General features: G+C 64.3%; 18 protein-coding genes. 3 read left to right on the top strand and 15 right to left on the bottom strand.

Translation table 11 applies throughout. The features are described from left to right. Window positions 1–19 precede the first annotated feature (19 nt). Window positions 20–661, top strand: coding sequence for a glutathione S-transferase family protein (locus FA90_RS21405; protein ID WP_036172413.1), 642 nt, complete (start codon window positions 20–22; stop codon window positions 659–661). 3 nt (window positions 662–664) lie between these two features. Here FA90_RS21405 and FA90_RS21400 read toward each other — a convergent pair whose 3' ends face one another. After that, on the bottom strand, window positions 665–2,605 hold the full coding sequence (locus FA90_RS21400) for a glycoside hydrolase family 2 protein (protein WP_239700874.1): 1,941 nt from the start codon (window positions 2,603–2,605) through the stop codon (window positions 665–667). A gap of 262 nt (window positions 2,606–2,867) precedes the next feature. Between FA90_RS21400 and FA90_RS21395 the strand changes: the two genes are divergently transcribed. Beyond that, complete coding sequence (locus tag FA90_RS21395) at window positions 2,868–3,740, top strand: glycosyltransferase family 25 protein (RefSeq protein ID WP_081933973.1); 873 nt, start codon at window positions 2,868–2,870, stop codon at window positions 3,738–3,740. A gap of 152 nt (window positions 3,741–3,892) precedes the next feature. Here FA90_RS21395 and FA90_RS21390 read toward each other — a convergent pair whose 3' ends face one another. From FA90_RS21390 to FA90_RS21380, 3 genes are all read right to left on the bottom strand, one after another. Continuing rightward, complete coding sequence (locus FA90_RS21390) at window positions 3,893–4,639, bottom strand: DUF4142 domain-containing protein (RefSeq protein WP_036172411.1); 747 nt, start codon at window positions 4,637–4,639, stop codon at window positions 3,893–3,895. A 191-nt stretch (window positions 4,640–4,830) separates the two neighbouring features. Next, on the bottom strand, window positions 4,831–6,549 hold the full coding sequence (locus tag FA90_RS21385) for an acid phosphatase (protein ID WP_036172409.1): 1,719 nt from the start codon (window positions 6,547–6,549) through the stop codon (window positions 4,831–4,833). A 480-nt stretch (window positions 6,550–7,029) separates the two neighbouring features. Further along, window positions 7,030–8,571, bottom strand: a complete 1,542-nt coding sequence (locus FA90_RS21380; protein WP_036172407.1) for a CYTH and CHAD domain-containing protein — start codon at window positions 8,569–8,571, stop codon at window positions 7,030–7,032. A 400-nt stretch (window positions 8,572–8,971) separates the two neighbouring features. Between FA90_RS21380 and FA90_RS26665 the strand changes: the two genes are divergently transcribed. Next, window positions 8,972–9,124: a hypothetical protein gene (locus FA90_RS26665; RefSeq protein WP_156116796.1), complete on the top strand. Its 153-nt coding sequence runs from the start codon at window positions 8,972–8,974 to the stop codon at window positions 9,122–9,124. A 16-nt stretch (window positions 9,125–9,140) separates the two neighbouring features. Here FA90_RS26665 and FA90_RS21375 read toward each other — a convergent pair whose 3' ends face one another. The 11 genes from FA90_RS21375 to FA90_RS21325 form a co-directional block, all read right to left on the bottom strand. Continuing rightward, window positions 9,141–9,698, bottom strand: a complete 558-nt coding sequence (locus FA90_RS21375; protein ID WP_036172405.1) for a hypothetical protein — start codon at window positions 9,696–9,698, stop codon at window positions 9,141–9,143. Window positions 9,699–9,784: 86 nt separating this feature from the next. After that, complete coding sequence (locus FA90_RS21370) at window positions 9,785–10,558, bottom strand: enoyl-CoA hydratase (RefSeq protein WP_036172403.1); 774 nt, start codon at window positions 10,556–10,558, stop codon at window positions 9,785–9,787. 79 nt (window positions 10,559–10,637) lie between these two features. Continuing rightward, on the bottom strand, window positions 10,638–11,834 hold the full coding sequence (locus tag FA90_RS21365; protein ID WP_036172401.1) for an acetyl-CoA C-acyltransferase: 1,197 nt from the start codon (window positions 11,832–11,834) through the stop codon (window positions 10,638–10,640). Between the two features lie 28 nt (window positions 11,835–11,862). Further along, window positions 11,863–14,259: a 3-hydroxyacyl-CoA dehydrogenase/enoyl-CoA hydratase family protein gene (locus FA90_RS21360; protein ID WP_036172399.1), complete on the bottom strand. Its 2,397-nt coding sequence runs from the start codon at window positions 14,257–14,259 to the stop codon at window positions 11,863–11,865. A gap of 36 nt (window positions 14,260–14,295) precedes the next feature. Then, a complete protein-coding gene (locus FA90_RS21355; RefSeq protein WP_036172397.1) occupies window positions 14,296–16,086 on the bottom strand; it encodes an acyl-CoA dehydrogenase C-terminal domain-containing protein in 1,791 nt (596 codons plus the stop codon). Window positions 16,087–16,134: 48 nt separating this feature from the next. Further along, window positions 16,135–16,767 (bottom strand): TetR/AcrR family transcriptional regulator, encoded by a 633-nt coding sequence (locus FA90_RS21350; protein ID WP_036176643.1) that lies wholly within the window; start codon window positions 16,765–16,767, stop codon window positions 16,135–16,137. Window positions 16,768–16,939: 172 nt separating this feature from the next. Continuing rightward, window positions 16,940–17,323, bottom strand: coding sequence for an RNA-binding S4 domain-containing protein (locus tag FA90_RS21345; protein ID WP_036172395.1), 384 nt, complete (start codon window positions 17,321–17,323; stop codon window positions 16,940–16,942). Window positions 17,324–17,356: 33 nt separating this feature from the next. Further along, window positions 17,357–18,517: a cardiolipin synthase ClsB gene (gene clsB / locus FA90_RS21340; protein ID WP_036172393.1), complete on the bottom strand. Its 1,161-nt coding sequence runs from the start codon at window positions 18,515–18,517 to the stop codon at window positions 17,357–17,359. A 4-nt stretch (window positions 18,518–18,521) separates the two neighbouring features. After that, window positions 18,522–19,337: an endonuclease/exonuclease/phosphatase family protein gene (locus tag FA90_RS21335; RefSeq protein WP_036172391.1), complete on the bottom strand. Its 816-nt coding sequence runs from the start codon at window positions 19,335–19,337 to the stop codon at window positions 18,522–18,524. 106 nt (window positions 19,338–19,443) lie between these two features. Then, on the bottom strand, window positions 19,444–19,638 hold the full coding sequence (locus FA90_RS21330; RefSeq protein WP_036172389.1) for a hypothetical protein: 195 nt from the start codon (window positions 19,636–19,638) through the stop codon (window positions 19,444–19,446). Between the two features lie 208 nt (window positions 19,639–19,846). Next, entirely contained in the window at window positions 19,847–20,617 is a 771-nt protein-coding gene (locus FA90_RS21325) for an ATP-binding cassette domain-containing protein (protein WP_036172386.1), read from the bottom strand. Window positions 20,618–20,621 lie beyond the last annotated feature (4 nt).

Raw genomic sequence — 20,621 nt, 5'->3', positions numbered from 1 at the left:
CCCAACGTGGAGAAATCCCATGCTCACCATCCATCACCTAGGCCATTCTCAATCCGAACGCATCGTCTGGCTCTGCGAAGAGCTCGGCCTGCCCTACGAACTGCGGCGTTACACGCGCGATCCGGTCACCCGGCTCTCGCCACCGGAGCTGAAGGCCCTGCACCCACTCGGCGCCGCGCCTGTCATCGAAGACGACGGCTTGCTTCTGGCCGAATCGGCGGCGATCGTCGAATACCTGATCGTCAAGCATGGCGGCGGCCGCTTCAAGCCCGGCCCCGAGCGATCGGACTACGCCGACTTCCTGTACTGGTTCCACTTCGCCAACGGCAATCTGCAGCCGGTCGTGATGCGCACCATGACGGCGCAGCGCGCTGGGCTGCCGGCCGGGCACCCGCTGCTGGCGAACACGCAGGAGCGCCTCGCGCGCGCGTTCGCGCACGTGGACGCGCGCCTTACCGAGGCGCCCTGGCTCGCGGGCGAGGACTTTTCGGCGGCCGACATCATGAGCGCCTTCACGTTCACGACGATGCGCCTGTTCCAGCCGATCGACCTGGCACCCTGGCCGCATATCCGCGCCTGGCTGCAACGCATCGGCGAACGGCCGGCCTACCGCCGCGCGATGGCCAAGGGCGACCCGGACCTCGCGCCGCTGCTGGATTGACGTTCAGTTCGGTGCCGCGGCCTTGCCGTCGTACTGGCGCTGCTTGGCGTCGTAATACCCCTTGAGCGTCCAGAACGCCTGCTTCTTCTTGCCGTCGTCCGAAATCAGGCCCTTGCGGTTCCAGAAGTCCTGGAAGTACGGGTGCGGGCGGCGCGGCGAGCGGAAGTCGACCAGCACCCACGGCGTCATCCCGCGCAGGCCCGGGATCTTGTCGAGCATCTGGAACTGGTTGCGGTACAGCGCGTCCTGGTACTCCTCGCTCCAGCGCGTGTCGGCATCGGCGTGGTAGCCGGCGAGCGCGTCGGCGCCGAACTCGGTGATAACGACCGGCTTGTCGTACTTGATGTTGAAGTGATAGTTCAGCATCTCGGCATTGCTGGCCCAGTACCAGCCGGCGTACTCGTTGAAGCTGGCCAGGTCGAGCTGGTCGGCCAGCGGGTCCTCCACCGTCACCTCGTTGCCCTTGCGGTGGATTTCCAGCGCGGCCGCGACCAGGCGCGTGTCGTCGAGCGCATGCGCGGTTTTTGCGAGTTTGCCCATGAAGGCGTTGCGCGCGTCGCTTTCCGGGGTCTCATTCCCGACCGACCAGACGATCACGCTGGCGCGGTTCTTGTCGCGCACGATCAGGTCGGTCAATTGCGCGTTGGCGTTGGCGTAGGTGTCCGGGTTGGTCCACGAGATGGTCCAGTAGACCGGCACCTCGGCCCAGACCAGGATGCCCATCTCGTCGGCCAGGCGGATCATCTCCTCGCTGTGCGGGTAATGCGCCAGGCGCACGTAATTGCAGTTCAGCTCCTTGGCCCACTGCAGCAGCATGCGCATGTCGCCCTGGCCGCGCAGGCGGCCCGGGATCAGCGGGTTCTCGTCGTGCATGGCGACGCCACGCAGGAAGATCGACTTGCCGTTCAGGAGGATGTCGTGGCCGCGCGTCTCGATGGTGCGAAAGCCGATGCGGTCGCTCACCTTGTCTTCGCCGGCCTGCAGCTGAACCGCGTACAGCTTCGGGCTGTCGGGCGACCACAATTGCAGCTTGCCGTCGGCGACCGGCAGGTCGATGGCGGCGCGGCCCATCGCGTCGGTGCGCACGGTGGCCGTGAGGCCGGCTTCCGGAATCGTCAGCGTGACCTGCTGCTGTTTCGCCGCGCCGGCCATCTGCACGTAGCCCTGGATGCGATGGCGGTCGTGCCGGGCCAGCTGCACCTTGTAGTCGGCGATGTAGGTCGCCGGCAGCTCGGCCAGCATGACGTCGCGCGTGATGCCGCCGTAGTTCCACCAGTCGGTGTTCACGGTCGGGATCTCGTCCTGGTGGCGCGTGTTGTCGGCCTTGACCACGACGAAGTTGCGCCCCTTGACCAGTTTGTCGGTGACGTCGAACTGGAATGGCGTGAAGCCGCCCTTGTGCATGCCGAGCTTCTTGCCGTTCAGGTAGACGTGCGCCTCGTAGTTGACCGCGCCGAAGTACAGCGCGTAGTGCTTGCCCGGCTTCGGATCGGCCTGGAATACCTGGCGCAGCCAGACGGTGCCTTCGTACAGCTGCAGCTTTTCGGCTTGCGAGTTCCAGTCGCCCGGCACCTTCATGGTCGGCGATGCGTCGAAGTCGTACTCGACCCAGTCGGTCTTGTCCTTCGGCTTGCGGTCGTCATAAAAGCCGCCCTTGCCGCTGGCCGACTGGTCGAACGGCATGTGGCGGTAATCGTAATAACCGTTTTCGTAGGGGTCGATGATGTACGACCAGCGCCCGTTCAGGCTCAGGTGCGTGCGCCCGTAGATGTTCTGGATCGGCGCCATCAGGCTGCTGGCCTGGGCGTTTTTCGATGGCTGGCCGGCCAGTTGCACATCGACCGGCGGCTGAGCGGCCTGAGCGGCACCGGCGGCATGGGCGGCCTGCAAGACTGGCAGCGCGAAGGCGGCGCAGGCAAGCAGCCGGGCGAAGGGGTGGGTCATCGTCGTCTCCTGGTTGTGTCGGCGCGTTAGCGCTACCGATGTTATTGCAGGAATGTTATCGACAATGGATGGGGCCGTCAAAGCCGGCCGCGACGTGCAGGATTGAAAGCGGATTCCTCCGACCTGACTTATCGCCGCATGGATATTTCCACGATGCATTTGTAATCTCTTCCAAGCTATAATTACGCAGATCAATCATGCGCATTGCCCCGACGCCTATCCATTCAAGTGGTTTCGCGTGCCTTGCGGTCCCGGCCAATCGATGACTTCCCTGGCGATCCGCTTGATTATTTTGAAATATTGCCTTCCAAGTCATTGTAGGTCTTCACTCTTCCATGCGTACCGAAAACAACATTCCCGCTTTCGTTATCAGCCTGCCCAAGATAAAGAACGTCGCGAACATCTCGAAACGCAATTGCGGAAGTTGAGCATTCCGTATGCGATCACGGAAGCCGTCTATGGCAAAGCCTTATCGGCTGAAGAACTGGCGGCTTCCTACGATCCCGAAAAGGCGATCTGGCGTTTTAACCGGGAACTGTCGAAGGATGAAATCGGCTGCGCGCTCAGCCACATGAACATTTACCGCAAGATGGTCGCTGAAGACATTCCGCATGCGCTCGTGCTGGAAGACGATGCCAATCTGTTGGATGACCAGCTGCCGGCGACGCTGTCGAACCTGGCGTGGCATTACCCGGCCAGCCTTCCCATCGCGGTACTGCTGAGCCATGCGAAGCGCTACGACGAGAATACCGAAGATCGCCTCCACAACCAGCACCGGCTGTATGAAGCCTATCGCGGCGTCTGCGCGCATGGTTATTTCATTACCAAAGCAGCGGCGCAAATGATGGTCGAAAAACTCTTTCCGATCTACGTCGTGGCGGACAAATGGGAATACTTTCAGGAAGAATTCTTCCCTGTAAAAGTCCTGGTGCCGTATTCGATTGGCCTGACCTCGGCCTCGCTTGCTTCGAACATCGGTGAGTCGTCCGATAGGATAAAAGAGCTGAGCGAAATGCGCGGCCGGAATTACATGTACTACGTACGAAAGTACTTCAAGCGCATCGGGTACCTCTTCCGATCGCGTCCGTTTGTCAAAATCAAATACCAGGAAAAGCTGCAGTCCGACATGCATTGATCCAATGCGATCGTGCATGCGTCAGCGCGGGGCAGGCCGTCGGCACCCCTAAGCCACATCGTTAACATTTCCACAATGAAAAAACCGCTGCCCCGACATCCGGAACAGCGGTTCGCGACAGTTGGCCGAGCGTTTCCGGTCGGTCAGTCGTGTTATTTGCCCGAAGTCGTACCCGACTTGGTCATGTCCATCTGCTGGGCCGATTTCAGGTGCTGGTCGACCACCGGTGCGTGCTGGTCGGCCAGGGCCTTGACGTCCGCATCCTTGATCTTCTTGGCATCGGCCATCAGCTTTTTCTGGACCATGCTGTGGTCCTTGACGCCGCCATTCTGCATATAGGCTTTGTCGAAAGCGTCGCCGCTCATCTTTTCCAGCTTGGCGGCCATGGCCTTGTGGGCCGAATCCGGCTCGGTCGGCAGGGTCACGCCTTTTTGCTGGGCCACGGCTTGCACCTTGGTCAGCGCGGCGCTGTGGTCGTCGATCATCTGCTGGGCGTAGGCCTTGACGCTGGCGCTCTGGGCCTTGCTGACGGCGATCTTGCCGGCTGCGACTTCGTTGATGTCAGCCTGGGCCATGTCCATCATGGCTTTCTTGTCGCCGCTGCTCAGCGAAGCACCCGACGAACCGGTGGCGCCGGCTGCGCCGGATTGGCCCATGCTCGACGAGCCGGCTTCCGGACGGCTTTCCATGCCGGTGCTGTTGCTGTTGCCCATGGTGCCGGCCGAGGTGGTCTTGCCCGAGGTGTTCGGGGCGGCCTGGCTACCGGTGCCGGTGCCCATCTGGCCCATGTTCTGGCCGGCGGCGGTGGTAGCGGATTGGGCGTGCACGCCGAAGCTGCTGAACATGGCGGCCACTGCCGACACGGCAAGCAGCCCTTTCAAGGTTTTATTGTTTTGCATTTTGTTCTCCTGATTTCATCGAATTGAAAGTTGGCGCTTGACGGCGGGGCGCCGTGCGCAAAAGCGCATATAAAAATTACAACGCCGAGCTAGTGTAGCGCCGTGTTTTGCAACACAGCGCGCGTTAGCCTGCAGGAAACAAAAACAAAAAAGCAGCCGCATGGGCCGCTTCGTGGTGGTCGAGAACGAGATCAGCGGAAACTGAGCGTCCCGGTCAAGTCGCCGGGCGGACGCGCGCCGCGCGCTTCGAAGGCCGCGTTGCGCGCCGCGATGCCTTCCAGCAGCGGCAAATCGTGCAGGCGCGTGATGAAGCGCAGGATCGAGGTGGTGTCGTAGAAATTGTGGTCGACGGCGCCCTTCTTGGCGTATGGCGAGATCACGATCGCCGGGATACGCGTGCCCGGCCCCCAACGGTCGCCCTTGGGCGGCGCCACGTGGTCCCACCAGCCGCCGTTCTCGTCGAAGGTGACCACGATGACCATGTCCTTCCACTGCGGCGACTGCTTCAGGTGGGCGATCACGTTGGCGACGTGGGCGTCGCCGGATTCGATGTCCGAGTAGCCGGCGTGCAGGTTCAGGTTGCCCTGCGGCTTGTAAAACGCGACCGCCGGCAGCTTCCCGGCCAGCGCATCGGCGATGAATTTGTTCGAGATCGGGCTGTCGCCCAGGCCGCCGTCGCGCAAGTGCTCGGCGCGCGCGGGCGTGCCCGGCGCGAACTGCTTGAAGTAGTTGAACGGCTGGTGGTGGAACTGGAAGTTCGGACGCGTGCCTTCGCCGCGGCCGTCCAGCGCCGCCTGGAATGCGCCGGCGTACCAGGCCCAGCTCACGCCGCGCCGGGACAGCAGGTCGCCGATGGTGTCGTAGGTCTGCGGCGGCAGCACCGACGGGTCGTCCGGGTCGGCCATCTGCGGATCGCCGCCCGGCGCCGGGCGCACCCAGGTCGGCTGGTACGGCGGCGCCATCGTGTTGACCGCGTAGCCGTCCGGGGTGATGGTCCCGTTGTTGACGAACTTCGGCTTGCCCTCCAGCGCGGACTTGGGCGAATCCGGCGCTTGCTTGAGACGATAGCCCTGCGGGCCGTCGTCCAGCACGGCGATCTTCTTGGCGGCCGGCGTTGCGTGCGCATTGAAATACTCGGGCGTGCGCGCGCTGACCAGGAACTGGTGGTTCAGGTAGGAGCCGCCGAAAGCGGCCATGAAGAAGTTGTCGCACAGCGTGTACTCGCGCGCGATCTGGAACAGGCCCAGGTTCTTCGAAGTCTCGCCGTAACGGCCCATGACCAGGCCGCCGCTGTCGGCCCAGGCGACGAAGCCGTCGTTCTTGCCGCCATTGATCTGCATCTGGTTGTGATAGAACAGGTGGCACAGGTCGCGCGTGACCAGGCCTTCCGGCAGCGGCTTGCCCTCGGCATCCGTCAGCTTGAACGGCGCATTCGGCAAGCCATGGATCTGGTCTTCCTTGATCAGGTAATCCTTGCCGCCCAGGTTCTGGCGCGCCGGCACCATGCCGCCCCAGACCTTCGGCAGCGCCGGCAGGACCGAGCCGTCGCGGTCCTTCTGCTGCGCGGCTTGCGCGGACACCGCCGACAGCGGCTGCGCCAGGCCGGGGAAATCGGCGAACAGGTTGTTGAAGCTGCGGTTTTCCAGGTAGATCACGACGACGTTCTTGACGTTCGCCTTGAGCTTGGCGTCGAGCGAACCCTTGGTGGCCGCACCAGTGGCCGCATCCGTCTTGCCATCGCCGTGACTGCCCTGGGCCGCCTCGGCGCCGACCGGCAGCGAGCCCGAGAGCCCGACCGCGGCGGCGGCCTGAAAGATCTTGCGGCGCGCTGGGCTGGCCGGCTGGCCGGCCGCAGTGCGTTTGCGGTCGCGCTCTTGGGCTTGATCGTGGTCTTGATCGTGGTCTTGCACTGGATTCTCCTGGACAACGGCGGTTCGACACCGGCAAACGAAGATTATCTGTGCTTTTTGCTTAAGGGAAAAGGGAAAAGAGGCAAGAACCTGGCGGCTAAAGCCCAGTCATTACGCATGAAAACGTCACGAAAACGTCAAACGCCTGTCACATACGACCGCCAAAATAGGCCTCGCTCCTAGGGAAAAGAGCCAGGCGGCTTGGCCGCCCTACCGGCGCCGGCGGTCGGGAAACATACCGGCACCAATTCCGCAACATGCCCCGCGATTGTGGCAAGATCCGCAAGCCACAATCGCGGGAGAACGCATGAATCCAGGCTCGAGCGTCTTGCTCGACGAACCTGCACGAGAAGCGCGCTTGAGAAACGCGCGGCTTACCCGCACGAGACGGCCGGCTTCACGGACGCCGTGCATGCCGCCCGCCTTCACGACCAGCCTGGCGCCGGTCGGAAAAGCCGGTTCCTGGCGGTGAAGGCGCCATCAAAACCCGGCGCGCTCGCGCAGATTGCGCTGCACATGCTTGCGCGCACGCGGCAACGCCTGGACCGCACGTTCGGCCAGCACGCCTTCGATGAAGCCGAGCAGCGCCGATTCCTGCGGCACGCGCTCGCGCAACTCGGCGACCAGCTCGCGCGCGACGGCGGCGTCGTTGATCTCGCCGAGCTCGTCCTGCATGCCGCTCAAGAGCTCGTGGCGCCGCGCGCCGCGCTTGCCGTGGCCGAGGGTGGCGAAGAACTCGCGCGCATAGCGCTCCTTCTTGGCGGCGATGCGCACCTTGTGCAGGCACTCCGGCCGGCTCAGGTCGAGCTGGCGCGCGCGCTTGCGTACGCGCGCGGCCGCGTGCTGCACCAGCTGCGGCGCGGCCTTGGCGACGCGCTGGTCGAGCGGCTCCGACGGCAGGCCCGGCTGCTGCCAGCCGCGCCCGGCGATCCAGCCGCCCAGCGCCAGCATCAGCGTGGTATAGCGCGGGCTGTTCACGGCCCCGCGCACGCGCGAGCGATGACGCTCGGCTTCCTCGCGCGCCGCCACCCGTACGCGCTCCATCGCCGGCTGGTGTTCATCCGCCAGCGGCAGCGCCGGCAGCAGCGTGTCGATGAAAACGTCCCAGTTGCGGGCGTCGCCGAGTTCGGCGGCCAGCCACTCGATGTCGGCCGCCATCGGCTCGGGCAATTGCACCATGTCGCGCACCATCGCCAGGGCCGCGCGCAGGCGGCGCAGGCCGACGCGCATCTGGTGCAGGCTTTCGACGCCGCCGGTCAGCACGCCGCGCTCGTTGGCTTGCATCTGCTGCAGGCAGTTGCGCACGATCTCGGCCAGCGCTTCGCCCATGCTGGCCTTGCGTCCGAGCTTGACCGGCGCGGCCTTGACGGCCTGCGGCTTGGCCGCCTCGGCCGCCATTGCGTAACCGCGTTCGGCCTTGCTGATGTTCTCGATGCGCACCGGCGTGGCCTCGTGCACCTGGCGCGCCAGGTCGTACAGCATGGCCGGGTCGCCGCTCTTCATCTCGAGTTCGAGTTCGCGTACCGGCACCGCATGGTCGCCGCGCTGCAGCTCGCCGATGTCGAGCGCGCACTCGACCTGGCCACCCCCGTCCGGCAGTGCGATCAGCCAGCTGGTGCGCTTGGTGCGGTTGACAAAGACCGGCTCGAGCTGGATGTGGTGGCCGTCGCCCAGCTTGGCGCCGAGCTTGTGCGCGAGGTCGGGCAGCACCTGGTGCAGCTGGCGCGCGAACAGCTCGGGGTCGGGCTGGTCGGTCGGGACGTCGGCTTCGAGTTCGGTGCGCCGGTGCAGCCCGGCCAGCGCGCTGCCGCCGCCCTTGAGCGTCTGCACGTGATGGTTGCCGTCGGTGCGCACGCGCAGCGCGAACCCGTGCTTCCACAGCGTGAAGTCGGGGGTATCGAAATACTGGTCGACGTGGTCGCGCTCCTCCGGTTTCGAGACTGCGTGTTCACGCAGTACCGGCGACTTCGTAATTTGGGTAGCGCCGGTCGCATTGACCGCCAGCTTGATTTCGCATTCCATGTGAGCTCCTTGCCGAGTCGTCTACTCTACCGTGTTCCGAATAGGCGCGGCACACCAGAGCTTGGCCCATGGTAGCGCTTCTTTGTGTCACTTTGATGTCAATCACTCATCTTGCATTGGGCGTGGAATGCGGGCTAGCCACCTGGGACGTTGCGTGTAGCCGCGTGCGAACGGCGTTTGCGATACCGCAAGCCAAAGTCAAGCGGCCGCATCACGATGCCTAGTGGAAAGCTCGTGCCTTGCGTGCAAGCATCGATAACGGCGCCATGCCGAGTGTGGGGAAATTGCTGCTTTTAGGAACTTTTTTTGCGCCTCAGAAAGAAAGTGCTACCGGGAAATACAAATTGAGCGCTATGATTTCGAACAGCAGCACATCGGTCGCTGCTCAACGGAGAATTTCATGAAAATCATGTTTATGGCTGGTGTGTCGGGTGTGAGCGTTCTGATGATTTCGGCCCTGCTGGTGCTGTCGGTACGTGACGATATGCGCCAGGATGCGCGCGAGATGGCCGCCGTCACCCACGACGCGACCGTGCAGGTTGCCCGCAACTGAGATGTGTCGCGGCGGATCAGGTTCGGCCCGCCATCCGGCGCTGGTGCTGTTCCGGATACCAGCCCGTAAACCAGGCCGCCGTCCATAGCGCGGCCACGATCGCCAAGATGCCGCCCGCGCGCGGCAGCCCCGGCATCACATCGATCACGACGTCGGCCACCACCAGCACGCCAAAGGCCAACGCCCAGGCGGCGCTGATCACGTAATTCACGCGTAGGAAATCGGGACGTTCCCAATGTTCGGGCGCGGCGCGCTCGCGTGCGTACTGCAGCGAGAACGGCCGGCCCAGCACCATCGTCGACAGCACGATCAGCAGCAGGCCGGCATCCACGCGCAGGCGCACGTCAACGATTGTCCATTGCTCGCCCATGGCCAGATGCAGCAGCGTCAGTCCGCCGAACAGCAGCAAGGTCCCGACCTCGAGCAGCTTGACGCTGCGCCCCGGCGTGATCAGGTCGCGCATCAGCAAGGCGGCCGCCGCCACCGCGCCAGCGGCCAGCCCGACCGGGATGCTCAGCAGGCGCTCGACGATCACGAAAACGATGAACGGCATGAATGCCAGCAGCAGGTTCATGGTGCCCTCCCTCGCCAGATGACCTGGCGCTGCTGGTTTGATCCCGTGCGGGCGGGATCGTTCGGCTGTCCGGACAGTAAAGCCGTTCAGTCGAACCTGCTGAAATCCGGCTTCCTCTTCTCGAAGAACGCCGTGAACGCCTCCTTGGCCTCGTCCCCGACCAGCATCGCCGAAAAGCGCTCGTTCTCCGCCGCGATGGTCTCCTTGACCAACGCCGCGCGCGAACGCTTCATCAGCGCCTTGGTCGTGCGGATCGACGCCGGCGGCAATTTGACCAGCTTGGCCGCCTGCCTTTGCGCGAAGGCCAGCAGCTCGCTAGATGGCAGCACCTTGGCCACGATCCCCATCTCGAACGCTTCCTGGGCGCCGAAGGCTTCGCCCAGCAGCAGCTTTTCGGCCGCGCGCGTATAGCCGGCCGCTTGCGCGACCAGCAGCGACGATGCGAACTCCGGGCACAGGCCCAGCTGCGCGAACGGCATCGAGAACCTGGCCGTGTCGGCCGCGTACACCAGGTCGCAGTGCATCAGCATCGTGGTGCCGATGCCGACCGCGGCGCCGGCCACGGCCGCGACGACCGGCTTGCTGCTCGATTCGAGCGCGCTCATGAACTGGAACACCGGGCGGTCCTCGGTCATCTTGCCTTCGCCGACGTTGTTCAGGAAATCGTCGAGGTCGTTCCCGGCGGTGAAGATCTCCGGCTTGCCGGTGATGAGGATGGCGCGCACGCCGGCGTCGCCCTCGGCGTCGCGCAGGGCTGCGGCCATCGTCGAATACATGGCGCCGGTGATCGCGTTCTTGCGCTCGGGGCGGTTGAATTCGATGGTGAGGATGCCGTCCGTTTTGCTGGTCTGGATGTCCATTCAGGGTCTCCTTGTCTTGATATGAAAAAAGGCGCTGCAGGTGTTCCCACAGCGCCTTTCTGTCAGTGCTACCCGAGGATTACACGCGCTCGATGATGCCCGCCGCGCCCATGCCGGCGCCGACGCACATGGTCACCATGCCGTACTTCAGGTTGTTGCGGCGCAGGGCGTGGACCACGGTCGCGGCGCGGATGGCGCCGGTCGCGCCCAGCGGGTGGCCCAGGGCGATCGCGCCGCCCAGCGGGTTCACCTTGCTGGTGTCCAGGCCGAGGTCGCGGATGACGGCCAGCGCCTGCGCGGCAAACGCTTCGTTCAGCTCGATCCAGTCCAGCTGGTCCTGGCTGATGCCGGCGGCGGCCAGCGCGGCCGGGATCGCGACCTTCGGACCGATGCCCATGATCTCCGGTGGCACGCCGCGCACGGCGAACGAGGAGAACTTGGCCAGCGGGGTCAGGTTGTGCTCCTTCAGGATCTTTTCGCTGACGACGATCAGCGCGCCGGCGCCGTCCGACATCTGCGACGAGGTCGCGGCGGTCACACTGCCCTTGGCGGCGAACACCGGCTTCAGCTTGGCCATCGATTCCATGCTGGCGTCGGCGCGCGGGCCTTCGTCGGCATCGACGGTGCGGCGCTTGACGTCGACTTCGCCGGTCGCCAGGTTCGGCGTGCGGGTGGTGATCTCGACCGGGGTGATCTCGTCCTTGAAGTAACCGGCCTGCTGCGCGGCGATGGCGCGGCGGTGCGATTCCAGGCCGAAGGCGTCCTGGTCTTCGCGCGAGACCTTCCACTGCGCGGCGACCTTCTCGGCGGTCAGGCCCATGCCGTAGGCCAGGCCGACGTTCTCGTCTTCGAACACGCGCATGTTGATCGACGGGTGGTGGCCCATCATCGGCACCATCGACATCGATTCGACGCCGCCGGCGATCATCACGTCGGCTTCGCCCACGCGGATGCGGTCGGCCGCCATCGCCAGCGCGGTGATGCCCGAGGCGCAGTAGCGGTTGACGGTGACGCCGCCGACGGTGTTCGGCAAGCCGGCCATCACGACCGCCTGGCGGGCGATGTTGAAGCCCTGCTCGGCTTCCGGGAACGAGCAGCCGATCACGGCGTCGACGATCAGCGCCGGGTCCAGGTTCGGCACGGCCGCCATCGCGCCCTTGATCGCAGCGATCAGGAGGTCGTCCGGGCGGGTCTTGTTGAACATGCCGCGCGGCGCCTTGCCGATCGGGGTGCGGGTCGCTGCGACGATGTATGCGTCTTGAAGTTGTTTGCTCATGTCAGTAGTCCTTGTTGTCCGCAGCGGCTCAGTTACGTACCGGCTTACCGGTCTGCATCATGCCCATGATCCGTTCCTGGGTCTTCGGATTGTTCAGCAGCGATACGAAGGCCTTGCGCTCCATGTCGAGCAGCCACTGCTCGGACACGAGGCTGCCCTGGTCGATGTCGCCGCCGGTGACGATCGCGGCGATGGTGTCGCCCAGCTGGTAGTCATAGGCCGAGATGAAGCCGCCGTCGCGCATGTTGACCAGCTGGCCGCGGATCGTCGCCAGACCGTAGCGGCCGGTGACCGGGATCGCACGGCGCAGCGGCGCGCGATAGCCGGCGTCGAACATCGAACGTGCCGTCACTTTCGCCACGTGCAGCAGCTCGTAGGGGTTGAACACGATGACGTCGTCTTCCTTCAGGTAGCCCATCGCCTTCGCTTCCAGCGCCGACTTCGACACTTGCGCGGTGGCGGCATTGGTGAAGCCGACCTTGAGGAATTGCAGGATGTCGTTGCCCTTCGCTTCGTTGGCGGCGCGCAGCGCGGCTTCCTTCAGGCCGCCACCGGCCGGCACCAGGCCGACGCCGACTTCGACCAGGCCGATGTAGGACTCGATCGAGGCCACGCGCTTGGAAGCGTGCAGGGCCATCTCGCAGCCGCCGCCCAGCGCCAGGCCGGCCACGGCCGCGACCACCGGCACGTTCGAGTACTTCATCGCCATGAAGGTGTCCTGCAGTTCCTTGACGATCGGCTCCATCGCTTTCGCGCCGCCGGTCATGAAGGCCGGCAGGGCCGATTGCAGGTCGGCGCCGGCCGAGAACGCGCCGCCCTCACTCGCATCGGTATTCCAGATCACCAGGCCCTTGTAGCCCTTCTCGGCTTCTTCCATGCCGCGTTTCAGGCCCTTGATGACGCCGTCACCGATGACGTGCATCTTGGTCTTGAGCGAGATGACCAGCACCTCGTCGTCCGAGTGCCACAGGCGCACCGACTCGTCTTCGAACACGGTGGTGCCCGCGGTCTTCGGATCGGCGCCGCCCAGGCCGACGACCGGCGCGCGGAACTGCTGGCGCTTGTACACCGGCAGGTCCGACAGCGGGACGTAGGCGTTCTTCGACACCGAGTACGAACCCTCGGCCGTGTGTACGCCCTTCTCCGATACCGGTGCGCTGAATACCCAGCCAGGGAGCGGCGCATTGGTCAGCGCCTTGCCGGCCTCGATGTCTTCCTTGACCCACTGGGCGATGGTGTTCCAGCCGGCCGCTTGCCAGGTCTCGAACGGGCCGACGCTCCAGCCGAAGCCCCAGCGCATCGCGAAATCGACGTCGCGCGCGTTGTCGGCAATCGTATCCAGGTGGAAGGCGATGTAGTGGAAGGCGTCGCGGAAGATCGCCCACAGGAACTGCGCCTGCGGGTTGCTCGATTCGCGCATCGCCTTGAATTTCTTGACCGGGTCCTTCTCTTTCAGGATGCGCGCGACGATGTCGGCCGCCTTGGCGCCGCCGGCCACGTATTCGCCGGTGGCGAAGTCCAGGCGCTGGATGTCCTTGCCGACCTTTTTATAGAAGCCGGCGCCGGCCTTCTGGCCCAGCGCGCCCTTCTCGATCAATTTGGTCAGCACTTCCGGCGTCTTGTACACGCCGAAGAACGGATCGTCCTGCAGGTTGTCCTGCATGGTCTTGATCACGTGACCCATGGTGTCCAGGCCGACCACGTCCGCAGTGCGGAAGGTGCCCGACTTGGCGCGGCCCAGCTTGGCGCCGGTCAGGTCGTCGACCACGTCCACCGACAAGCCGAACTTCTCGGCTTCGTGGATGGTGGCCAGCATGCCGAAGATGCCGACGCGGTTGGCGATGAAGTTCGGGGTGTCTTTCGCGCGCACCACGCCCTTGCCCAGGGTCGAGGTCAGGAAGGTTTCCAGTTGATCGAGGATCTCCGGACGGGTCGCGGCGGTCGGGATCAGCTCGACCAGGTGCATGTAGCGCGGCGGGTTGAAGAAGTGCACGCCGCAGAAGCGCGCCTTCAGCTCGTCGTCGAAACCTTCGGCCAGCTTCTCGATCGACAGGCCCGAGGTGTTGGACGCGAAGATCGTGTTGGCGCCGATGTGCGGTGCGACCTTTTTATACAGGTCGTGCTTCCAGTCCATGCGCTCGGCGATGGCTTCGATGATCAGGTCGCAGCCGGCCAGCACGTCGAGGTTGTCCTCGTAGTTGGCGACTTCGATCAGGTTCGCGTCATCCTTGTTGCCGAGCGGAGCCGGCGACAGCTTTTTCAGGTTCTCGATCGCTTTCAGGACGATGCCGTTTTTGTTACCGTCCTTTGCAGGCAGGTCGAACAGCACGACCGGCACCTTGGCGTTGACGCAGTGCGCCGCGATCTGCGCGCCCATCACGCCGGCGCCCAGCACGGCGACTTTCTTGACGATGAAGTTGGACATTCTCGTTATCCCTTGTTTAGTCAGTGTGACGGTGGCTTAGAACAGGTCGGCGTCCAGCGCCAGCAGGTTCGACGCGCCCGAACGCGCCTGGCGGATCAGCATCGCGGTTTCCGGGTACAGGCGGGCAAAGTAGAAGCGCGCCGTGGCCAGCTTCGACTCGTAGAACTTGTCGCCGGAATCCTTCTTCTCCAGCGCGATCTTGGCCATCTGCGCGAAGAAGTACGAGAACACCAGGTGGCCGACCACGCGCAGGTAAGGCACGGCGGCGGCGCCGACTTCGTCCTGGCTCTGGAAGGCCTTCATGCCGATTTCCATGGTCAGCTTGCCGACCTTCTCGCCCAGTTCGCCCAGCGGGGTCACGAACTCGGACAGGTTTTCGTCCAGGCCGTTGTCTTCCACGAAGGCCTTGATCTTCTCGCCGAAGGCGCGCAGCTTGGCGCCGTTGTCCATCAGGATCTTACGGCCCAGCAGGTCGAGCGACTGGATGGTGTTGGTGCCTTCGTAGATCATGTTGATGCGCGCGTCGCGCACGTACTGCTCCATGCCCCACTCGCTGATGTAGCCGTGGCCGCCGTACACCTGCATCGCTTCCGAGGTCGCGATCCAGCCGTTGTCGGTGATGAAGGCCTTGACGATCGGGGTCAGCAGCGCGACTTCGCCGGCGGCTTCCTTGCGCACTTCCTCGTCCGGGTGGTTCAGTTCGCGGTCGATCTGCAGCGCCACGTACGAGGTCAGCGCGCGCGCGCCTTCGGCGTAGGCCTTGGCGGTCAGCAGCATGCGGCGCACGTCCGGGTGCACGATGATCGGGTCGGCCGGCTTGTCCGGCGCCTTCGGGCCCGACAGGCTGCGCATCTGCAGGCGGTCTTTCGCGTACACCAGCGCGTTCTGGTAGGCCACTTCGGTCAGGCCGAGCGACTGCATGCCCACGCCCAGGCGCGCCGCGTTCATGAACACGAACATCGCCTGCAGGCCCTTGTGCGGCTGGCCGATCAGGGTGCCGACCGCGCCGTCCAGGTTCATCTGGCAGGTGGCGTTGCCGTGGATGCCCATCTTCTCTTCGATCGCGCCGCAGAAGATCGGGTTGCGCTCGCCGATCGAACCGTCGGCGTTCGGCAGGAACTTCGGCACCAGGAACAGCGAGATGCCCTTGCTGCCTTCCGGTGCGTCCGGCAGGCGCGCCAGCACCAGGTGGACGATGTTTTCGGCGACGTCGTGCTCGCCGGCCGAGATGAAGATCTTCGAGCCGCTGATTTTATGGGTGCCGTCGCCTTGCGGCTCGGCCTTCGAACGCAGCAGGCCCAGGTCGGTGCCGCAGTGCGCTTCGGTCAGGCACATGGTGCCGGTCCACTCGCCCGAGACCAGTTTCGGCAGGTAGAACTTCTTCTGCTCTTCGGTGCCGTGCTCGCGCAGGCACTCGTAGGCGCCGTGCGACAGGCCCGGGTACATGGTCCAGGCCTGGTTGGACGAGTTGAGCATCTCGTAGAACGAGTTGTTCAGCGAGACCGGCAGGCCCTGGCCGCCGTATTCCGGATCGCAGGCCAGCGCTGCCCAGCCGCCTTCGACATACTGTTTATACGCTTCCTTGAAGCCCTTCGGCGTGGTCACGCTCTTGGTGGCGGCGTCGTAGTGGCAGCCTTCGCGGTCGCCGCTGTGGTTCAGCGGGAACAGCACTTCCTGCGTGAACTTGGCACCCTCTTCCAGCACCTGGTTGATGATGTCGGCGTCGATTTCCTGGTACGCCGGGAGGTTCTTGAACTCTTCGGCGACGTTGAGGAACTCGTGCAGGACGAACTGCATATCCCGAAGTGGCGCGACGTACTGACCCATGGTGATCTCCTGACTGGTGAACTGGTGAACTGGTAAAAATGAAGGTTGTTACTGCGCGTGGACGGCGTCCGCGGGCATGTCTTGCTTGGTATTCGGGTTGCGGTAATCCGCGATCAGGCGGGCGAAGCCGCGGTGGGCGCGGTCGACCGCGCCCGGGACGCGCAGGAAGCGCGCGTCGTGGTGCACCGCCAGCACCAGGCCGTACATTTCGTAGACCAGCTGCTCGGCATCGGTGTCGGCTTTCAGGTCGCCGCCGTCGATGGCTTGCTGGGCGCAGCGCACCAGGGCGCCCTGCCACAGCTGCACCATCGCGACCAGCGCCTCGCGGATCGGGCCGGGACGGTCGTCGTATTCGACCGCGCCGCTGATATAAATGCAGCCGGAGGCGATCTCGACCGACACGCGCTTGAGCCAGCGGTTGAACATCGCTTCCAGGCGATGCAGGCCGCGCGGCTCCGTGAGGCTGGGGAAAAACACTTCCTGCTCGAAGCGGCGGTGATAGAGCCTGAGCACGTCGATCTGCAGGTCTTCGCGCGAACCGAAGTGCGCGAACACGCCCGATTTGCTCATGTTCATCCGGTCCGCCAGCAAGCCGATCGTCAGCCCTTCGAGGCCGTCGCGGCTGGCGAGCTCGAGCGCGACGTCGAGAATCGCGGCCCGCGTCATCTCGCCCTTGCGCATGCTCATGGATTTAGCTGAAGTGTTAATAGTCGCCTCTGCGTGAATCGAAAAAATCCGAACGCTCGTACTATTATCTACCAGCCTTGATTTGTCAAACTGGAACTTAGAGTCGCCGTTCTAGTGCGGTAACGCAACAGCGGTGCTTGGCCTGACCGCCGTGCGATGGGTGGACTCAGCCGCCGGTGCGGTCGATCAGGCGGCGGTCGCGCTTGGTGGGACGGCCCTTGATGCTCATGCTCGGCTCGGGGAACAGGCGCCGCGCCTCCGAATCGTTCTCGCGCTTCTGGATGCTGTCTTCGGTCTCGCGGTACAGCGCCTGGGCCACCGGCGCCGGACCGCGCTTGTCGGACAGGCCCAGCACCAGCACTTCCCAGCGGGTCGAGCCATTGTCGATGAAGATCTTGTCGTCGAGCTTCACTGCGCGCGCCGGCTTGACCGGCTCGCCGCCGATGCGCACGCGGCCGCGGTCGACCGCATCGGCCGCCATCGAGCGCGTCTTGAAGAAGCGCGCCGCCCACAGCCATTTGTCGATTCGTACGTTGTCGTTTTCCGTCATGTCAGTACTGCCTGTGTTGCCTGATGCGCCATGTCACGCGTAACCGATGGTGAACACGCGCATCGTGAGTTTATAGAGAAGATAGGCTATTTCGTGGCCATAGCGGCGCACCCAACTGAGTTTTTTCATGTCTTCCGCATCGACCGGCACGCCGTCGGCGACGCCCTGACCGATGCGCTCGGCCAGGCTGGCGGCAAATTTCGCGTCACGCACCACCACGTTGGCTTCCTGGTTGATGAACAGCGACAGCGCATCGCAGTTGCTGGAGCCGACCGTGGCCCAATCGTCGTCGATCACCGCCACCTTGGCGTGCAGCTGGGTCTTGCGGTACTCGACGATGCGCACGCCGCACGCCAGCAGCTGCGGATAGTACGACGCCGCCACCGCATCCTGCATGCGGAACTCGCCGACCCCGACCAGCAGGCAGACGTCGACCCCGCGCCGCGCCGCCTGGCACAGCGCGTCGCGGAACCGCCGCCCCGGCGCGAAATACGGCGTGGCCATCAGCACGCGCTTGCGCGCGCGCCCGATCGCCTGCAGGTAGGCGCTCTGGATGGTGCGGCGGTTGCGCAGGTTGTTGCGCACCACGAAGGCGGCGCGCATCGGATGCTCGCCCTGCTGGGATGGACGCTTGCGCATCTCGCGCGACAAATGGAAGCGGTTGACCAGGTCCAGGTGGCCGACACGCAGCCACTGGACCTGGGACTCGCGGTGGATCTGCTCGGCCAGCGGTCCGCGCACCTGGACTGCGAAATCCCAGCGCGGCGCCGGCAGCGGCGCGTGCGGCTTGTAGTCGCACAAGCGGTCGTCGTTGGTGTTGATGCCGCCGACGAAGGCGGTCTTGCTGTCGATGACGACGACCTTGCGGTGGCTGCGCGCCACCCCGCGCTTGAACCACGGGTTGAACATGCGGTAGTGCACGCAGGCCGCGGCGAAGGTTTCGCCCAGCTTGCGCGCGGTACTGTTGCCGGTGCCAAACCAGTCGGCCACCACGCGCACCTTGACGCCGCGCTTGGCGGCCGCGACCAGGGCCTCGGTGATGGCCTGGGCTTGCGGATCCTCGGCGTAGATATACGTCTCGTAGAGGATTTCGTACTCGGCCGCCCCGATCGCGGCCAGCAGCGTCGGAAAATAAGTGCTGCCGCTTTCGAGCAGGGTGATGTCGTTGTTGGCTACGAACGGAACCGCACGCATCTCGCTATGCCAGCTGCAGATTGGCCACGATGGGCGCGTGATCCGACAGGCGCGCCCACTGCGGACCGTGGAGGACTTCGGCGTGCTCGACCGCGAAGCCGCGCACGTAGATCCGGTCCAGCCGGAACCACGGCATGGCCGCCGGGAAGGTGCGCGCCGGCACGAGACGCGGATCGCGCCCGGCCACGTTGCGCACCAGCTGGCCGATGCGCGAACGCGGCGCCAGTTCGTCGAACACCTCGGTCACGCCGAGGTTCACGCGCAGGCAATCGCTCAGCGTATTGCGCCAGTCGTTGAAGTCGCCGGCGATGATGACCGGTTCGCCCGGCTCGGCCGATTCCTTGACGGCATTGATCAGCGCATCGGTCTGGCGCCGGCGGCTGCCTTCGAACAAGCCCAGGTGCACGACATAGCAATGCACGTTGCCGACCGGGGTCTCCAGCACGCAGTGCAGGATGCCGCGCTGCTCGTAGGCATGGTCGGACACGTCGTGGTTGCGCGTATTCGCGATCGGATAACAGGACAGCAAGGCATTGCCGTGGTGTCCGTGGTCGTACACGGCGTTCATGCCGTAGGCCGCATGCAGCGCCTCGCCGGCCAGGAACTCGTGCTGGGCCTTTTCGGGCCACTGGTGGTGAGGAACGCGGACTTTCTCGCCGTAGCGCGCCTGGAAGCGGTCGTGCCGGCCCTGCACTTCTTGCAGGAACACGACATCCGCGTCGAACAGCCCGATGGCTTTTTTCAGCGCAAGCACGCGCGGCGTACTACGGATCGAAGAAACGCCCTTGTGGATGTTGTAAGTTGCAACACGGATTTTCATGGGAACATTGTAACCCCATCAGTCCGTGTTTCTTTCCGGGGCGGCGCAATCGTGCGCCAGGGGCCGCCCTCTCCGGCGACGACCGGAAAGGGCGTTGGGGGGAAGCTCAGGTAGCAGCAAGAGGCTGGCCGAAATCCGCGCTCTGCATGGACCGGGTATCGGTCTGCGGCACGGGATCGCGGTAGATCGGCTTGGTACGCCGTGGGCCGCTCAGGCACAGTCCGTTCAACAGTTCAATGGTGAAGCTATCTTCATTGATGCTGAGTTCTTTGACCTTTTGCTCCTGCTTGCGTTCGCTCATGTAATCTCCCTGTTTTGTCAAATGTTGCCAAACTAAAACTTGCCGTTAGCGGCCAATTGACATTAATCAAATAGCTCAAGACTGTCAAACGAACTAATCTATTGTGCTTACAAGAATTTCCTAAATTAAATTCGTAACAGATTGTATCGACTCTACTTGATTTCCATGACAAAAAGGTTAACGGTTGAGTGATTCGTCAATACTTTCTTCAGTTGTGATGCTTATCCAACACTCTGTCGAGTACTTGTTTCTCAAGGGTACCGAACGCCGCACTGCCCCGTTCGCGCGGGCGCGCGAGGTCGACCTGTAAATCCATCTCGATGCGGCCGTTTTCGATCAGGAGAATGCGATCGGCCAGCGCCACCGCTTCCTGCACGTCGTGGGTGACCAGCACCGCCGTGAAGCCGCGCGCGGCCCACAGGGTGGAAATCAAGCCCTGCATCTCGATGCGCGTGAGAGCGTCCAGCGCCCCGAGCGGCTCGTCCAGCAGCAGCAGGCGCGGCGCATGCACCAATGCGCGCGCCAGGGCCACGCGCTGGCGCTGGCCGCCGGACAGCACGGAGGGCCAGTCACCGGCACGCGCCAGCAGGCCGACGCTGTCCAAGGCCTTGCGCGCCCTGTCTTCGCCGCTCTTGAGCCCCAGCATCACGTTCTGCAGCACGGTCTTCCAGGGCAGCAGGCGCGCATCCTGGAACATCATGCGCAGCTCGGGCTTCTCGCCGGGCGCGCCCTCGATCGCCACCTGGCCCTCGTCCGGTGTCTCGAGTCCGGCGATGGCGCGCAGCAGCGTGCTCTTGCCGCAGCCGCTGCGCCCGACGATGGCGACGAACTCGCCCGGCCGAATTTTCAGGTCGACGCCGTCCAGCACGGTGCGCCCGTCGAAGCGTTTAGTTAGGCGGGTCAAGCGTAATTCCGTACCGCGATTGACGCGCTTGTGGGTCTCTTTGACCCGGGTCTGTTCGGTCTGGTTGATCTGCATGGTT

It is taken from the genome of Massilia sp. 9096, assembly GCF_000745265.1.
In the GTDB taxonomy this organism is placed as follows: Bacteria; Pseudomonadota; Gammaproteobacteria; order Burkholderiales; family Burkholderiaceae_D; genus Telluria.
The sequence above is the reverse complement of the archived record's forward strand: the minus strand, read 5'-3'. Positions and strand labels throughout refer to the sequence as shown.

Coding starts and splice junctions, on each gene's coding strand:
- clsB (WP_036172393.1), bottom strand. CDS start 18,517: ATGCGTGCGGTTCCGTTCGTAGCCAACAACGACATCACCCTGCTCGAA.
- FA90_RS21355 (WP_036172397.1), bottom strand. CDS start 16,086: ATGGGTCAGTACGTCGCGCCACTTCGGGATATGCAGTTCGTCCTGCAC.
- FA90_RS21365 (WP_036172401.1), bottom strand. CDS start 11,834: ATGAGCAAACAACTTCAAGACGCATACATCGTCGCAGCGACCCGCACC.
- FA90_RS21335 (WP_036172391.1), bottom strand. CDS start 19,337: ATGAAAATCCGTGTTGCAACTTACAACATCCACAAGGGCGTTTCTTCG.
- FA90_RS21375 (WP_036172405.1), bottom strand. CDS start 9,698: ATGAACCTGCTGCTGGCATTCATGCCGTTCATCGTTTTCGTGATCGTC.
- FA90_RS21345 (WP_036172395.1), bottom strand. CDS start 17,323: ATGACGGAAAACGACAACGTACGAATCGACAAATGGCTGTGGGCGGCG.
- FA90_RS21380 (WP_036172407.1), bottom strand. CDS start 8,571: ATGGAATGCGAAATCAAGCTGGCGGTCAATGCGACCGGCGCTACCCAA.
- FA90_RS21390 (WP_036172411.1), bottom strand. CDS start 4,639: ATGCAAAACAATAAAACCTTGAAAGGGCTGCTTGCCGTGTCGGCAGTG.
- FA90_RS21395 (WP_081933973.1), top strand. CDS start 2,868: ATGACTTCCCTGGCGATCCGCTTGATTATTTTGAAATATTGCCTTCCA.
- FA90_RS26665 (WP_156116796.1), top strand. CDS start 8,972: ATGAAAATCATGTTTATGGCTGGTGTGTCGGGTGTGAGCGTTCTGATG.
- FA90_RS21350 (WP_036176643.1), bottom strand. CDS start 16,767: ATGCGCAAGGGCGAGATGACGCGGGCCGCGATTCTCGACGTCGCGCTC.
- FA90_RS21400 (WP_239700874.1), bottom strand. CDS start 2,605: ATGACCCACCCCTTCGCCCGGCTGCTTGCCTGCGCCGCCTTCGCGCTG.
- FA90_RS21330 (WP_036172389.1), bottom strand. CDS start 19,638: ATGAGCGAACGCAAGCAGGAGCAAAAGGTCAAAGAACTCAGCATCAAT.
- FA90_RS21370 (WP_036172403.1), bottom strand. CDS start 10,558: ATGGACATCCAGACCAGCAAAACGGACGGCATCCTCACCATCGAATTC.
- FA90_RS21325 (WP_036172386.1), bottom strand. CDS start 20,617: ATGCAGATCAACCAGACCGAACAGACCCGGGTCAAAGAGACCCACAAG.
- FA90_RS21360 (WP_036172399.1), bottom strand. CDS start 14,259: ATGTCCAACTTCATCGTCAAGAAAGTCGCCGTGCTGGGCGCCGGCGTG.
- FA90_RS21405 (WP_036172413.1), top strand. CDS start 20: ATGCTCACCATCCATCACCTAGGCCATTCTCAATCCGAACGCATCGTC.